Below are 12,804 nucleotides of genomic sequence, written 5' to 3' on the forward strand. Positions count from 1 at the left end.
GCTCACTTTAGGGGGCCGAATGAAGAAAGCGTCGCGCAGCGACATGGCCATGCTTGCAGCCGGCCTGGTGCTTCTGGCTATGGGAACCGTCTCGGTAGCCGTGAACCTCCCGTATCTGCCCAACGGCGGCGGTTGGGACGCCGGAGTGCCCTGGGTTGCTGCGGGATGCGGCGTCGTGGGTTTTGCCTGCGGCCTGTGGTGCCTGGCCCAGTCCTGGCGCACCTCGGAGGTCACCGGCCTGGTGCTGCGAAGCGGCGGCGGCCTTATGTTCGGCGTGATCATGCTGGGCGTTTGCATCGCCTTGCTGCTGGCGGGCCTGACCGTTTCCCAGCCATCCGTGAGTACCGGCCTGCCGTCGCTGATCGCCTTCAACTTCATCCGCAGCCTGTTCACGCCCCGCCGGGACGTTACCCCGTCCCCTCAGCCAGACGCCGGGCGGTCCGGAAGTAGCGGCGGGTGATCAGCTCCTGGGTCCACCGGTTTGCCGGACCGCCGGCCGCAACAAACCAGTTGGCCGGCCGGCTGTATGCAGCCACCCGGAAGAACAGCCGCCCGTCCGCTGTGAGCTCCGCGTAAAACCCTTCTTCTCCAGCTTCGGGATGGCCGCGCAAGGTGCCGTAGCCGAATCCGGCTCGCTGCCCCGGCACCGGCAAACCACCGTTGAGCACAGGCTCGGCGCTCCATAGCACCCGGCACGGTGCCTGCCAGCGCAGCGGACCCAACCCCACCCCGGAGGCCATCTCCACCCCGGCCGCCGCCCGCGGCGTCGATGCCGCAACGCGCAGCCCGCTCCCCCGGTGCAGGTCCCAACCGAGCACGCCCTCCGCCAGCCGCAGGAAAGCAGCGGCGTGGTCCGGCACATCAATAAGTTCGGACCGCAGCACCAGCCGGTAACCCTCCGGCCAGCCGCCCTCAAGGGGCTGGGAATAGGACCGCTGGGTGAACCCGGCGTCCGGGTAGGTCAGCGGGCGTTTGCTCACCCTTCCGCCAATCCTTTCCAGGCCAGTGACTCGCGGTCCCGGCGCGGCAGGGACGCGACCACCAGGTCATAGGAGTCCTCCACCAGGTTCCGCACCAGTTCTTCCTCCAGTTCCCCGGTGAGATCCAGCTGGTTCCAGTGGGTCTTGTTCATATGCCACGCCCCGCTGATCTCCGGGTGGGCTGCCCGCAGCTGCAGCGCCAGCTCAGGTTCGCATTTGAGGCTGATCATAAGCGGATCCGCTTCCAGGGTGCTCATCGCGAACATCTTTGCCGGCCGTGCCGGGCCACCTGCACGCACCTTGAACACAGAGGTCTCCGGCCCAAAAGGGAAGTCTTCGAAGGCCCCGGTCAGGGACAGGCAATACTCCCTCAGCGATGCGGCGTCCATGGATCGACCCTAACCCGCGGTAGGTCAGAGGCACCACAGATGGCAGGATGGAATCCAGATTACTAAGCACACGAAGAATTCCACCGGCGGTGTCACTGCCGCCGGCGACCCTATGGAGGACCGATTGGCTACGGATCGTAAAAGCGGGAGCGCAGGCAGAATCGCTCGAACAGCGGAACGGGCTGCAGATTCAAAGGCCTTCGAGCGTGCCGCTCGCATGGGCTACGTGGCCAGCGGCGTGCTGCATGCCCTCACTGGCTTCATTGCCCTTCAAATTGCGGGAGGCGGCGGCGGTGATGCCGATTCCTCGGGAGCGGTGGCAGCCCTGGCCGACCAGCCCGGCGGCATCTTCCTGATCTGGGCCTGCTTCCTCGGCTGCCTGGCCCTGGCACTGTTCCAGGCCTCGCGCGCCTTCCTGGATTCGGGCCAAGACCGCAAGGAGATCTGGAAGAAGCGGGCAACCGACGCCGGGTCGGCGGTTGTCTACGGCGCGATCGGCGTCAGCTTCGGGGTATTTGCACTTGGCGGGTCCAGCGACAGCGAACAGAGCCAGGTCACCTGGACGGCCCGCGTCCTCAGCCAGCCCGCCGGACAGGTAGTGGTTGGCCTGGCCGGAGCGGTAATCGCCGGGATCGGTGTCTACTTCATCTACAAGGGCGCCACCCGCAAGTTCCGGAAGGACCTAGGCCCCATTCCGGAACGGACCTGGCAGCGTACGGCGACAGCCACCGGCATCGCCGGATTCGTAGCCAAGGGCATCTCATTGCTGATCCTTGGCGGACTGGTAGTGGCCGCTGCCGTGACCGCTGACCCCGAGAAGTCCACCGGACTCGACGGCGCCCTGCGCACCCTGCATGAGGCGCCGCTGGGCTGGCTGGCGCTGGGCGCCGTCGGGGTGGGACTGGTTCTTTACGGGCTCTATATGGCCCTGATCCGGGCCCGGTTCGGCAAGCTCTAGGCCTGCCACCAGGAGTCGAGTTCCTCCAGCGGATCCGCATCCCAGGGGGTGGGCAGCACACCGCCCATGTAGCCGGCGAACCATTCCCGGACCTCCGGTGACTGGTAGGCCTCCTGCAGGACCTTCGCCTTCTCGGAGTCGGCGAATTCCGCGGTGCCGGCCACGACGCAGCGGAACGGAACCTGGTCTGCTTCCGCCTCGAACGCCAGGGCGTCGGCCGGGGACAGTCCAATTTCAGCGGCCAGCCGCACGAACAGCACCCCGGCATCCACATCCGGCAGGGTCTTGGAGAGGGACTGCTGGTCCACTTCCACGAATTCGAAGTTCTTCGGGTTGGCGGTGATGCTCTCCTGCGAGGTGTGGATGACGCCTACCCCGTCCTTGAGTTCCAGCAGGCCCGCATCGCGCAGCAGCACCAGCCCGCGGCCGTTGTTGGCGGGGTCCACCGGCAGGGCGATCCGTGCGCCGTCGGGAAGTTCCTGCAGGCTGGAGTACCGCTCTGACCAGATGCCCGCCGGCGAACCGTAAACGTAGAACAGCGGCTGCACCTCAAGTTTCTGGTCCACGTTGAACTGCTGCAGGTAGGCCCCGTGCTGGAAGTAGTTGGCATCGAACTCGCCGTTGGAGACGGCGAGGTTGGGCTGGATGATGTCCGTGACGTAGGTGGCCTCCAGCGTCCACCCCTTGGCCTTGAGCAGCTCGGCCGCAATCTTGGTGGGCTCCTGGTAGGGAGCGGATTCGGTGGCGATGATCTTGATGGTCTTGTCCCCGGAGGCTGCCGCACCCCCGGTCAGGCCGCAGCCGGTAGCGGCGGTGAGGGAGGCAGCACCTGCGCCGGCGAGTGCGAGTTTGAGGAAGTTCCTGCGTTCCATGGTGTTTCCTTTGAAAGAGTGCGAGTGGTTTAGCGGTAGGCGGAGGGAACCGGTTCGGTTCCGTTGAGGAAGTACCGGCCGAGTTCGTTGTATTTCCAGGCAACGGGGTCGTGCAGGGTGTGGGTGCGGACGTCCCGCCAGTAGCGGTCGAACCCGTATTTGCTGCCCGCAGCCCGCGCACCGGTGACGTCGTAGATCCGCGCCGTGACGTCAAGCGACACCTCGTGGGCGGTGACCTTCGCAGCGGCGATCTGTTCGGCCACGCCGGCGCGGTCAGCGGCAGTCAGTGCGTCCCCGGCGTCGAAGGCCCACTGCAGTGCGGTGGTGGCCTGGTCGACGACGGCGGCCAGCGCCTGGAGCCGGGCCGCGAAGGAACCGTAGTGGTTCTGGATAAACGGATCGTCCGACGCCGATTCCACCTCCGCGTGGAACCACGGCCTTGCGCTGGAGAGCGTGTAGTCCCGCGCTGCTAGCACGGCGCCCTCAGCGGCGGCGAGGTACACGTGGGCGAAGAGCAGCTGGAAGGCGGGGGTGGTGAGCACCTGGTGCGGGCGGCGTTCGCCGTCGTGGGTTCCCAGGTTGGTGATCACCTCGGCATCGGGCACAAACACGTTCCGGAACTCGATGGTGTTGGTGGCGGTGAGGCGGGAGCCCAGGACGTCCCAGTCATCGTGGCGCACCACGCCGTCGGAGGCGGTGTCGATGATCAGCGCCAGCCGGTCACCGCCGTCGAGCACTGCCCGGGCGTAGATCTTCTCTGCGACCCGGCTGCCGGTGGCGAACGGTTTCCTGCCGGTGACCAGGTAGCCGCCCTCGGTGCGGACGGCGGTGGCCTGGGGTCCCTGGGGTGTGCCGGTGGAGGACCAGAGCCACTGGTGGACCAGGCACTGCTCCGCCAGTTCCTGCCCGCGTTCCGGATCGAGGTCAATGTAGGGGAAGGCCTGGAAAATGTAGTGGTAGCCCAGCAGCTGTCCGATCGAGTTGTCCGCCCGGGCCACCCGCTGCACAATTTCGAAGGCGGTGCTCCAGTTGATTCCGGCACCGCCGAAGCGGGCGGGAATGGTGAGCGGCAGCAGTCCGGACCGGCGCAGGATCTCCAGTTCCGTGAACGGCGGCTTGTTGGCGGCGTCGCGCTCGAGGGCATCCGCGCCGAGGATGGCCGCGACCTCGTCTGCGACGTCGAACCAGCGCTGCGCCTCTGCTGGCACCGTGTGTCCGTAGCGGGTGAGCAGGCTGGCAGTCATCGGGTAACTCCTGGGGTTGCAAGGGTGTTTTCGGGGGTGAAGGCGCCGCGGAACTGCGAAGCCCGGTGCCGTTCGTTCAGCAGCGGACCTGCGCCAAAGAGTTTCTCGCGCAGTGTCCCGGGGGCGTATTCGCCCTGCGCCAGGCCGCGCCGGCGCAGCTCCGGCAGCACTCCGTCGATGAAGTCGGTGTAGGAGCCGGGCAGGATGGCGTTGATGATGTTGATGCCGTCCACCCCCGCGTCCTGCCAGCGTTCAAGTTCATCGGCGATCTGTTCCGGGGTGCCGGTGACCTGCTGGGCCTCGGTGCGGTAGCGGGCAACGTCGGCCAGGGTGGGATTGCCGCCCGGGGTGGAGTCGATGATCGCCTGCAGTACTCCCCGGCCGCCTTCGGTCTGAACGTCCCCCAGCGGGGTGTCCAGGTCCAGGCCGCCGAGGTCGATGCCCAAGCCGCCGCCGATGTGCGCGATTACCGCATCCAGGTCCAGGTATTCGTCCTGCTCGGCCTTTTTCCGCTGTGCTTCAGCTTCGGTGCCGCCCACCACGAAGGACAGGCCGGTGAAGACCTTGATGTCGTCGGGCAGCCGTCCGGCTTCTGCGGCGCGTGCCCGGACTCCCGCGGAGACCTTGGCCGCGTGGGCGTGGTTGGGGGCGAAGATGAACGTCGCCTCGGCGTTGGCTGCAGCGAACTGCTGCCCCCGCCCGGAACTTCCGGCCTGGAAGAGCACGGGCGTGCGCTGCGGGGAGGGTGAGCTCAGGTGCGGTCCGTCGATCGAGTACCGTTCGCCGCGGTGGTGGATCTTGTGGACTTTGTCCGGATCGGCGTGGACGCCGCTGGCCTTGTCCTGGACCAGGGCGCCGTCATCCCAGGACCCTTCCCAGAGCTTGTACACGGCGTCGGTGTATTCGTCCGCCCAGTCGTAGCGGCGGTCGTGTTCCGTGAGGCCGTCGCCGCCGAAATTGCGGTGCGCGTTCTCCAGCACGGAGGTGACGATGTTCCAGCCGGCCCGGCCACCGGAGAGATGGTCAAGGGTGGAGAGCTGCCGCGCGAACTGGAACGGATGGCTCTGCACCACGGACGACGTCGCGGCCAGGCCGATATCCCTGGTGGCACCCGAGAGTGCGGCGAGCAGCAGCAGCGGATCGTTGGCCGGCACCTGCAGGCCGCGGCGCACGTGGGATGACCAGCCGCCGTCGTGGTCCCCGTACAGGCCCACGACGTCGGCAAAGAACAGGGCGTCGAACTTCGCCGCTTCGAGCTGCCGGGCAAGGTCTGTCCAGAAGGACAGTTCGTTGAAGCGGTGCTGCTCGGCATCGGGGTGGCGCCACTGGCCGCCGCGGATGTGGCTGGTGGTGTTCATCAGGAAGGCGTTCAGCAGAAGGCGCGGACGCCCGCCTGGAAAACGGGTACTGGGAATGCTCATGGAAGTAACTTTCAGTAGGAGCGGGAAGGCTAGAGGCGCTTGTCGGCGCGGCGGGAGAGCCAGGAGCCGCCCAGCTGCACGGCCTGGACCAGCAGGACCATCAGCACAATGGCAGTGAGCATCAGCCCGGTCTCGTAGCGGTAGTAGCCGTAGCGGATGGCAAAGTCGCCGATTCCCCCGCCGCCCACCAGGCCGGCCATGGCGGAGTAGGAGATGAAGCTGACCGTCATGATGGTCACCGAGCTGATCAGGGCCGGACGGGCTTCAACCAGCAGCACGTCCCGCACAATCTGCCCGCGGGTGGCGCCCATGGAGCGGGCCGCTTCCACTACCCCGCCGCCGAGCGCGGTGATGTTCTGCTCCACGAACCGGGCAAAGTACGGGATGGCATTGATGGTCAGCGGCACGATCACGGCTGCGGTGCCGATGGTTGTTCCCACCACGAACCGGGTGAACGGGATGATCGCGATCAGCAGGATCAGGAACGGAAAGGAACGCACCAGGTTCACCAGGGAGTCCAGGACCCGGTGCAGCCGCGGTTTGTGCCCCAGCCCGTCCGGCCCAAGGGAGTAGAGCAGCACCCCCAGCGGGGTGCCGATCAGCACCGCCAGCGGGATCGCGACCAGCAGCATGGTGCCGGTCTGCCCCAGCGCGGCGAGCAGTTCCGGCCAGACTTCGGCAATTCGCTCAAGCAACGCGGGCTCCTTCCCGGCCGGCAGCCCGGTCCAGGGTGATTTCATCGGAGATCAGGTACCGGCCGATTGCGGTGGCCGGCGTGAACCCGGGCCGGGCCAGCTCCGCGAGCGCGAACTGTTCCACGACCCGGCCTTCCTCCATCACGGCCACGTTGTCCGCGATGGCCTTGATGACGTTCATTTCATGGGTCACCACCACGATCGTGATGCCGAACCGTGCGTTGACGTCGCTGAGGTACTGCAGCACGGAGGCAGTGGTCCGCGGGTCGACAGCGGAGGTCGGTTCGTCGCACAGCAGCACCTTGGGCCGGGTGGCCAGGGCACGGGCAATTGCAACACGCTGCTTCTGCCCGCCGGAGAGCTTGGCCGGATAGGTCCCCGCTTTCTCCGAGAGGTCGACGACGGCGAGCGCCTCCAGTGCGCGGGCGCGGCGTTCGGCGGCGTTCTTCACTCCGGCGAACTTGAGCGAGAGCTCCACGTTCTGCGCCGCGGTCCGGTTGTTCAGCAGGTTGAAGTGCTGGAAGATCATGCCGATCTCATGCCGGGCTGCCCGAAGCTCGGCATCACCCAGACTGGTGAGGTCCGTTCCATCCACGAGCACGCGGCCGGACGTTGGGCGTTCCAGCAGGTTGATGTTGCGCAGCAGGGTGGATTTACCGGCACCGGAGAACCCGATAATGCCCTGGATGCTTCCCTTGGGGATCGACAGGGTGACGTTGTCCACTGCCGTGAAGGCCGATTCACCGCCCCCAAAGACGGTAGAGACGTTTTCGATCCGGATCATGCTGTCCTCCTGCGGTCTGAGCCCGGGAAGAGGTGCACGCCTCCGCAGGCTCACGCAGCCGTGCGGAAGGCACGGGGCAGCGGACCGCAAAGAGCAGGTGCTTCTCCATCGGTCCTGGCGGTAGCACCCTTCTTCAGCGGAAAGCCCGCGGAAGGGGGTTGCTGCGGCGTCACGGAGCCAGGTCTCTCAGCCGCTCTGGATGGTTACGGGACTATCTAAACCGCCCAGGCACCGGCGGGGCCAGAAGATTTCCCCGTGCGGCCGAATGCGTCGGTGCGTAACGCGCAGCGGCGTCACAATCCGTTTTGTTACGTCCGTGGGGGTCCCTGCCCCAACCCACGCGCCACCCGCGCAGACTCACGGGCGTCCTGCGGCGCGGGAGCACTGATTCTCCTGGGAATCCGCGAGGATGGGAACGTGACACCTACGGAACGCCCCGCCCTTTCGCCCTCGCTTGGGCCGGCCGAATTCCGCCGCTGGTACTGGCTAAAGGAAGAGCTGCAGGCGTTCGCGCGCACGCAGGAGATATCCGCTGCCGGTTCAAAGGAGCAGCTGGCAGAACGCATCGCCGCATTCCTGGCGGGCACACCGCTTCCTCCCCCGGCCGGCAGGCCTCACATGTCCCGGCAGCGGCTCGTACCGCCGCTGACCATCCACACCGTGATTCCGGCGGGACATCCGTGCAGCCAGGTGCTGCGGGAGTTCTTCGTCCACGCCCTCGGGCCCGGGTTCCGGTTCGATGCGCCGATGCGGGAGTTCTTTGCCGCCAATGACGGCACCGCAACGCTGGCGGCCGCCTTGGACCACTGGCACGCCACCCGGGATGCCGCCCCGCGGCCGATCAGCCCGCAGTTTGAACTGAACCGCTTCTCCAGGCATTGGCATGCAGCACATCCCGGCGGCAGCCGCGATCAGATGATTCAGGCCTGGAAAGCGTACCGGGCGCTGCCCGTGGACCAGCGGATCCAGGACAGCGTCTGATGTTCCGTCGCTAGAGTCCAAACCTTCCGGCCTCGATGACCGGGCAGGTGTTCATGACGACGTCGAGCCCTGCGTTTGCGGCGCGCTTCGCGGCGTCTTCATCGACCACGCCCAGCTGCAGCCACACGGCCTTGGCGCCGATTGCAATGGCCTGGTCCACGATGTTTCCCACCTTGGCCGAATTCACGAAGCAATCCACAACGTCCACCTGGCCGGGGATGTCCGCCAGCTTGCTGTAGCCCTGCTGGCCGTGGACGGCCTGCCCGGAAAGGTTCACGGGGATGATCTCCATGCCCAGGGAATCCCGGACAAACCGTGAAACACCGACGGCGGGACGGGCCGGATTGTTCGAAAGGCCCACTACCGCCCAGCGGCCCTTGGCCGTGAGCAGCCGGGTAATGACCTCGGGATCGTTGAGGTGCACCATGCGGTCTCTCCTTTGAGTCTCTGCAGGGCTCCCACCCTACGCAGGGTACAAACGCGGCAGACTGCGGACCTATTCCAGGAAAGCGTCGACGGCGGCGGCCAGGGTCTGGTCATCCAGCCCGTGCCAGCTGCCCTCCAGCAGCTGGAATGACCCGTCGGGCAGCAGCTCGGCAGTCTCACGCGCCCATTCGCGCAGCCGGTCATCACTTCCGGAACTCGCCAGCACCAGCACCGGCACGCGGATTCCGGTCAGGGACCGCACGTCGGTTTCCAGCAGCAGGGTCAGGTCATAGGAGATGGTGTGAGCCGCCGGCTCAAACGGAGCCGGGTCCGAGGCCTCGATGATCTCCGCCGGCACTCCGATGGACTCCTGGAACAGCCGAACGGCTCCTGCCCGGTCACCTGCCGCAACCAGCTCATCCAGCTCAGGGCGGATGTCCGGATCTTCGTCAGTGTCCCCGGTGAGCGGAGGTTCCACGGCGATGACGCTGGAGATGACCGCGGACTCCGAGGCAGCCCGGAGCGCGAGGACGGCGCCGGAGGAGGTTCCCAGCAGATCGGCCGTGCCGCCGGCGGTTTCCACCACGGCCAGCAGGTCGTCCACCTCGGATTCCGGGGTGTACTCCTCCCCGTCCCCGCTCTCGCCCTTGCCTCGGCGGTCATACGTGTAGACGGTGTGGCCTGCGGCCAGCAGTTCGGCAACACCTGCCATCCCCGAGGTGGTCCGGTCCATCATGACGGGATCCACCACCACCAGCGGAGGCCCTTCCCCCCGGCGCTGCCACGCAATAGGCGTTCCGTCGGCGGAAAGCACACGTCCTGAAGCTTCGGCTGATGGATCCATGGGGTTCTCCTTACCTGGAGGCTGGGGGTCCCTCAACGGTAGGAGCGCCAGGGGAGGCGGTCAATGGCCCGCCACGGCTCACAGCTCGGCCGCCCCCGCCGTCAGGACCTCCGTGACGTCCGCCGTCCCCTGCCCGTAGTCGAAGATGGCGGTGGCAGCGTGCGGCTTGCACACGGCCCTTTCCGCACTGGAGGCAGGTGGGATACCGGCACCTGCACCGTCATCCCGCCTCGGGCACGCGCCCGCTTGGAGGTGACGTTCAGGCTGACCAGACGGGTGTCCCCTTGTTCATCGTGATGACGAGGGAAATACGTCAAGCTCCTAGCCGGTGACGGCGGGGGCCAGGCGGAACTTCGCCCCGCGGTGGTCTGCGGGGAGCTTATCCCCTGCTCCGAAGAGCTTCTGCCGCAGCGTTCCCGGCGCGTATTCCGTGGGGTACGCGCCACGCTTCTGCAGTTCCGGCACCACAAACTCAACCACGTCCTCAAAGGTACCGGGAGTGACGGCATAGGCCAGGTTGAAACCGTCGACGTCGGTTTCCTCCACCCAGCGGATCAGCTCCTCTGCGACCTCCGCACCGGAGCCCACCAGACGGGGACCAAGTCCGCCGATTCCGGCACTCGCGGCAATGTCGCGCACCGTCCACGGCTCGCCGTCGTCGTTCACCTTCTGGAAGTTCGCCGCAGCGGACTGGATGGCGTTGGATTTCACGGCGCCCAGCGGCTCGTCCAGGTTGTAGGTGGAGAGGTCAACGCCCATCCAGCCGGACAGCAGTGCAAGGGCGCCTTCGTCGCTGGTGTAGCACTGGTAGTCCTGGTGCTTGGCTTCGGCTTCCTCGGCGGTGGCGGCAGTGATGATGGTCAGCAGGGTGTAAATCCGAACTGAGTGCCGGTCCCGGCCGGCGGCCTCAGCGGCGTCGCGGATCCTGGTGACGGTTGCTTTCAGCTTTTCCGGCGTGGGAGCGCCCACAAACACGGCTTCGGCGTTTTCGGCTGCGAAGGCGATGCCCCGCGGCGAGGCACCGGCTTGGTAGATCACCGGGGTGCGCTGCGGGGAGGGCTCGGAGATGTGGATGCCGGGGACCTTGAAGTACTTGCCCTCGTGGTTGATGTCGTGGACCTTGGCCGGGTCGGTGAACACGCCGGTTTCCTTGTCGCGGACGACGGCATCGTCTTCCCAGGAGCCTTCGAGCAGCTTGTAGACCACTTCGAGGTATTCGTCGGCGTGGTTGTAGCGCTCGTCGTGCTCCAGCTGGTCTTCGGCGCCCATGTTCCGCGCCGCGGAGGGAAGGTAGCCGGTCACAACGTTCCAGCCCACCCGTCCCTCGGTGAGGTGGTCCAGGGTAGAGAGCCGGCGCGCGAACGGGTACGGGTGCTCGTAGGCCGTGCCTGCAGTGACGCCGAAGCCGAGATTTTCGGTTACCAGGGCCATGGCGGAGACCAGCAGCAGCGGATCGTTGACCGGCACCTGGGTGCCCTGGCGCAGGGTTGCCTCGTTGGACGAACCGTAGACATCGTAGGTGCCGAGTACATCCGCGATGAAGATGCCGTCGAACAGGCCGCGTTCGCAGGTCTGCGCCAGATGCGTCCAGTAACTGAGCTTGGTGTAGTCGGCGGAGCGGTCTTCCGGGTGGCGCCAGAGTCCGGGTGACTGGTGGCCCACGCAGTTCATGTCGAAGGCGTTGAAGCGAATGTGGCGGGCGGGCGTGGTGGCCATGAGGGTCCTTTGCATGCGGGACGCCGCGCAGGGGCGCCGTACTTGCCGCCGGCGGTCTTGCCGGTCGACCGGATCGTCATCTGGGGCACCCCGCTACGGGAGAGGGTTGCCGCCCAACCAGCCAGAGCTTCGCGTTGGGACTCATGATCCTGCGGGTCCAGTATGCGCCGGGCCCCGGGGGTGCACGCAAGCCCCGCCTGTCACGGGGCGTAACGGCCGCCGTCGTGCTCCCCTCCCGGGCGCCCAGCCACCCCTCCCCGAACCATCGAGATGACAGAAACTGCACGTTTCAGCGCTGTAACGTGCAGTTTCTGCTATCTCGATGGGGAAGGAGGCGGGATTCGAAATGTTACGCCGGGACTTGCCGGAAACGGACTCTTGGGCGTTTAGTTGGGTCTTGACCATCCCGAGCGGCTGAGAGACCTGGATCAGTGAAGCCGCAGCAACCCTGGTCGGAGTGCTTCCTCCTTGAGGCACTGCGATAGCGAGGTGGACGTCGCAGGAGGCCGCTAACCCGGCCCAGGACGTTTTCCGTAGGGTGCTACTGCCAGGACCGATGGAGTGTTCACATGACTGCAGTACTTTCCTCCGGCTCCCATGCCGTCTCCGCTGCCCCGCGCACCGCGCCTGACACTGCCCTGTCCGTGACGTTCGACGGCGTTGGCCGCAGCTTCGGCTCCGGTGCAGGCGCCCACGTGGTGCTTCGGGACATCAACTTCGAAGTCCGCCCCGGGGAAGTCCTGGCGATCCTCGGGTCCAGCGGCTGCGGCAAATCCACGCTGCTGCGCGCCACCGCAGGGCTCGACGCCGCTTCCACCGGTCAGGTGCTGATCGACGGGACCGCCGTGCGCGGCATTGACGACCGCTGCGCCGTTGCCTTCCAGGAACCCCGGCTGCTGCCCTGGCAGACCCTGCAGGCCAACGTTGCGATCGGCCTGCCGAAGGGCACCAGCGCTTCCGAAGGCAAAGCCAAGGTCTCCGAGCTGCTCAAGCTCGTTGAACTGGACAGCTTTGCCAAGCACCAGCCGCGTGCTGTTTCCGGCGGCATGGCCCAGCGTGCGTCGCTGGCCCGGGCGCTGGCCCGCAAACCGGGTGTCCTGCTGCTGGACGAACCGTTCGGTGCACTGGATGCCCTGACCCGGCTGAAGATGCAGGACCTGCTGCTGGACGTGCACCGCGCCGCGCCCGCCACCGTCCTGCTCGTCACGCACGACGTCGATGAAGCCCTGCAGCTCGCCGACCGGATCATTGTGCTCGGCCGCGAACCGGGCAAGCCCGGCGCCACCATCACGCAGACCATCACCGTCCCCGGTGCCCGGCCGCGGGACCGTGCCTCCGCCGAGCTGGCCCGAATGCGCGGCGAGCTGCTGGCGAGCCTCGGCGTCGACCGCCACTAAGGCTCGTCCTTTCCCCGGTCCAGGCGTCCTGCCGGTCCAACCCGCAGTCCCTCTGTGCCTGCGGTGCCTGATTTCCCTGAATTTTTCCCGCACCACC

The 12,804-nt window shown here is 66.7% G+C and carries 14 protein-coding genes and 2 riboswitches; of the genes, 4 read left to right on the forward strand and 10 right to left on the reverse strand.

Annotation, left to right across the window (positions count from 1 at the left end; all coding sequences use genetic code 11):
• The first annotated feature begins 19 nt into the window (after nt 1–19).
• The gene (locus tag FYJ28_RS09000) at nt 20–460 is read left to right on the forward strand and encodes a hypothetical protein (RefSeq protein ID WP_154579071.1); all 441 of its coding nucleotides are present in this window, start codon (nt 20–22) and stop codon (nt 458–460) included.
• Here FYJ28_RS09000 and FYJ28_RS09005 read toward each other — a convergent pair.
• Together FYJ28_RS09005 and FYJ28_RS09010 are read right to left on the reverse strand one after the other, a co-directional pair.
• Nucleotides 408–980, reverse strand: a complete 573-nt coding sequence (locus FYJ28_RS09005) for a DUF1990 family protein (protein ID WP_326831624.1) — start codon at nt 978–980, stop codon at nt 408–410. The genes FYJ28_RS09000 and FYJ28_RS09005 overlap by 53 nt on opposite strands.
• Nucleotides 977–1,369, reverse strand: coding sequence for an MmcQ/YjbR family DNA-binding protein (locus FYJ28_RS09010; protein WP_154579073.1), 393 nt, complete (start codon nt 1,367–1,369; stop codon nt 977–979). Before FYJ28_RS09010 ends, FYJ28_RS09005 begins: the two co-directional genes overlap by 4 nt.
• Before the next feature lie 124 nt (nt 1,370–1,493).
• Here FYJ28_RS09010 and FYJ28_RS09015 point away from each other — a divergent pair, with 124 nt between their 5' ends.
• Nucleotides 1,494–2,327, forward strand: coding sequence for a DUF1206 domain-containing protein (locus tag FYJ28_RS09015; RefSeq protein WP_229780376.1), 834 nt, complete (start codon nt 1,494–1,496; stop codon nt 2,325–2,327).
• Here the strand turns inward: FYJ28_RS09015 and FYJ28_RS09020 are convergent.
• Genes FYJ28_RS09020 through FYJ28_RS09040 form a run of 5 tightly spaced genes read right to left on the reverse strand, consistent with a single transcriptional unit; the run spans nt 2,324 to nt 7,343 of the window.
• On the reverse strand, nt 2,324–3,199 hold the full coding sequence (locus FYJ28_RS09020) for a MetQ/NlpA family ABC transporter substrate-binding protein (protein WP_154579075.1): 876 nt from the start codon (nt 3,197–3,199) through the stop codon (nt 2,324–2,326). The genes FYJ28_RS09015 and FYJ28_RS09020 overlap by 4 nt on opposite strands.
• A gap of 29 nt (nt 3,200–3,228) precedes the next feature.
• A complete protein-coding gene (locus FYJ28_RS09025) occupies nt 3,229–4,443 on the reverse strand; it encodes an acyl-CoA dehydrogenase family protein (protein WP_055240615.1) in 1,215 nt (404 codons plus the stop codon).
• Nucleotides 4,440–5,864: an LLM class flavin-dependent oxidoreductase gene (locus FYJ28_RS09030; RefSeq protein ID WP_154579076.1), complete on the reverse strand. Its 1,425-nt coding sequence runs from the start codon at nt 5,862–5,864 to the stop codon at nt 4,440–4,442. The genes FYJ28_RS09025 and FYJ28_RS09030 overlap by 4 nt, the downstream gene beginning before the upstream one ends.
• Nucleotides 5,865–5,893: 29 nt before the next feature.
• Nucleotides 5,894–6,559, reverse strand: coding sequence for a methionine ABC transporter permease (locus FYJ28_RS09035; RefSeq protein ID WP_055240613.1), 666 nt, complete (start codon nt 6,557–6,559; stop codon nt 5,894–5,896).
• A complete protein-coding gene (locus FYJ28_RS09040) occupies nt 6,552–7,343 on the reverse strand; it encodes a methionine ABC transporter ATP-binding protein (protein WP_055240612.1) in 792 nt (263 codons plus the stop codon). The genes FYJ28_RS09035 and FYJ28_RS09040 overlap by 8 nt, the downstream gene beginning before the upstream one ends.
• A gap of 102 nt (nt 7,344–7,445) precedes the next feature.
• Nucleotides 7,446–7,549: riboswitch (SAM riboswitch) on the reverse strand.
• Between the two features lie 211 nt (nt 7,550–7,760).
• Between FYJ28_RS09040 and FYJ28_RS09045 the strand changes: the two genes are divergently transcribed.
• Nucleotides 7,761–8,324 carry a hypothetical protein gene (locus FYJ28_RS09045; protein ID WP_326831625.1) on the forward strand — a complete coding sequence of 188 codons (564 nt, stop codon included), beginning with the start codon at nt 7,761–7,763 and terminating at the stop codon, nt 8,322–8,324.
• A 10-nt stretch (nt 8,325–8,334) separates the two neighbouring features.
• On the opposite strand, the gene FYJ28_RS09050 is transcribed toward FYJ28_RS09045, so the two are convergent.
• From FYJ28_RS09050 to FYJ28_RS09060, 3 genes are all read right to left on the reverse strand, one after another.
• Complete coding sequence (locus FYJ28_RS09050) at nt 8,335–8,751, reverse strand: CoA-binding protein (protein WP_154579077.1); 417 nt, start codon at nt 8,749–8,751, stop codon at nt 8,335–8,337.
• Nucleotides 8,752–8,820: 69 nt separating this feature from the next.
• The gene (locus FYJ28_RS09055) at nt 8,821–9,594 is read right to left on the reverse strand and encodes an alpha/beta fold hydrolase (protein WP_055240609.1); all 774 of its coding nucleotides are present in this window, start codon (nt 9,592–9,594) and stop codon (nt 8,821–8,823) included.
• 321 nt (nt 9,595–9,915) lie between these two features.
• A complete protein-coding gene (locus FYJ28_RS09060) occupies nt 9,916–11,310 on the reverse strand; it encodes an LLM class flavin-dependent oxidoreductase (RefSeq protein WP_154579078.1) in 1,395 nt (464 codons plus the stop codon).
• Between the two features lie 33 nt (nt 11,311–11,343).
• A riboswitch (SAM riboswitch) is annotated at nt 11,344–11,459 on the reverse strand.
• Between the two features lie 420 nt (nt 11,460–11,879).
• On the opposite strand from FYJ28_RS09060, the gene FYJ28_RS09065 reads away from it, so the two are divergent.
• The gene (locus FYJ28_RS09065) at nt 11,880–12,707 is read left to right on the forward strand and encodes an ABC transporter ATP-binding protein (RefSeq protein ID WP_154579079.1); all 828 of its coding nucleotides are present in this window, start codon (nt 11,880–11,882) and stop codon (nt 12,705–12,707) included.
• Nucleotides 12,708–12,804: the final 97 nt, after the last annotated feature.

This window comes from Arthrobacter sp. BL-252-APC-1A (genome assembly GCF_009696625.1).
In the GTDB taxonomy this organism is placed as follows: Bacteria; Actinomycetota; Actinomycetes; order Actinomycetales; family Micrococcaceae; genus Arthrobacter_B.

What these genes read in the sequence shown, in the direction of transcription:
- FYJ28_RS09010 (WP_154579073.1), bottom strand. Translation starts at nt 1,369, where the DNA reads ATGGACGCCGCATCGCTGAGGGAGTATTGCCTGTCCCTGACCGGGGCC.
- FYJ28_RS09055 (WP_055240609.1), bottom strand. Translation starts at nt 9,594, where the DNA reads ATGGATCCATCAGCCGAAGCTTCAGGACGTGTGCTTTCCGCCGACGGA.
- FYJ28_RS09030 (WP_154579076.1), bottom strand. Translation starts at nt 5,864, where the DNA reads ATGAGCATTCCCAGTACCCGTTTTCCAGGCGGGCGTCCGCGCCTTCTG.
- FYJ28_RS09065 (WP_154579079.1), top strand. Translation starts at nt 11,880, where the DNA reads ATGACTGCAGTACTTTCCTCCGGCTCCCATGCCGTCTCCGCTGCCCCG.
- FYJ28_RS09000 (WP_154579071.1), top strand. Translation starts at nt 20, where the DNA reads ATGAAGAAAGCGTCGCGCAGCGACATGGCCATGCTTGCAGCCGGCCTG.
- FYJ28_RS09060 (WP_154579078.1), bottom strand. Translation starts at nt 11,310, where the DNA reads ATGGCCACCACGCCCGCCCGCCACATTCGCTTCAACGCCTTCGACATG.
- FYJ28_RS09025 (WP_055240615.1), bottom strand. Translation starts at nt 4,443, where the DNA reads ATGACTGCCAGCCTGCTCACCCGCTACGGACACACGGTGCCAGCAGAG.
- FYJ28_RS09020 (WP_154579075.1), bottom strand. Translation starts at nt 3,199, where the DNA reads ATGGAACGCAGGAACTTCCTCAAACTCGCACTCGCCGGCGCAGGTGCT.
- FYJ28_RS09050 (WP_154579077.1), bottom strand. Translation starts at nt 8,751, where the DNA reads ATGGTGCACCTCAACGATCCCGAGGTCATTACCCGGCTGCTCACGGCC.
- FYJ28_RS09040 (WP_055240612.1), bottom strand. Translation starts at nt 7,343, where the DNA reads ATGATCCGGATCGAAAACGTCTCTACCGTCTTTGGGGGCGGTGAATCG.